Here is a 687-nt window from a genome sequence, read left to right on the forward strand (position 1 = left end):
CATGTTTTTTCTCCAAACTTAACTGGCGCTGCGCTCGGCGGTCAGTGCCAACCACTTCCTAATGTTGAATTCTTTAACTGTTTTGCTTCCGCTTATTGAGGCAGAAACTGTGTTCCAATACTTTCACCAGCAAATAACTGCGTGATTTTTTCTGGGTAGCGCCACGTCGCCACTTCTATCGGACGACCAAGATCGTTGGCGGCTTCGAGAGCAGCTTTCACTTTGACGATCATCCCATCAGTGATCACTTGGCCTTCGATCAGCGCATTAGCTTCTTTCTCAGATAAGCTTTTAAGCAGATGACCTTTGCCATCTAACACACCGCTTACATCTGACAACAGCACCAACTCCGCGTCCAAAGCACCCGCAACGGCAACCGCTGCTTGATCCGCATTCACGTTCATCATTTGACCTTCAGCCGTGAGACCAATAGAGCTGATGATAGGCAGTGCGCCCGTATTTAAAATCGCTTGAAGTAGGCTTGAGTCACCCGGCGTCGCTTTGCCCACCGCGCCTAATTCAGGATCTAACGCTTCGACATGACAAAGGCCACCATCCGCTAGGCTCAAGCCCACCGCATTCAAACCATCGGCAATCGCTTGACCTTGCAGTAACTTATTTGCCGTTCCTGCCAGCGCACCGGCAATGACTGGAATTTGATCGTATGGCGTCACGCGTAGACCATGT

At 50.4% G+C, this 687-nt stretch carries 1 protein-coding gene; it reads right to left on the reverse strand.

Features of this window, described 5'->3' with window-relative positions; translation table 11 throughout:
- Positions 1–92 precede the first annotated feature (92 nt).
- Positions 93–687, reverse strand: a 595-nt coding sequence (argB, locus tag R7P74_RS26660; protein WP_318123663.1) for an acetylglutamate kinase, incomplete at its 5' end; no start/stop codon positions are given.

The sequence above is a fragment of the Vibrio sp. 2033 genome, from assembly GCF_033339735.1.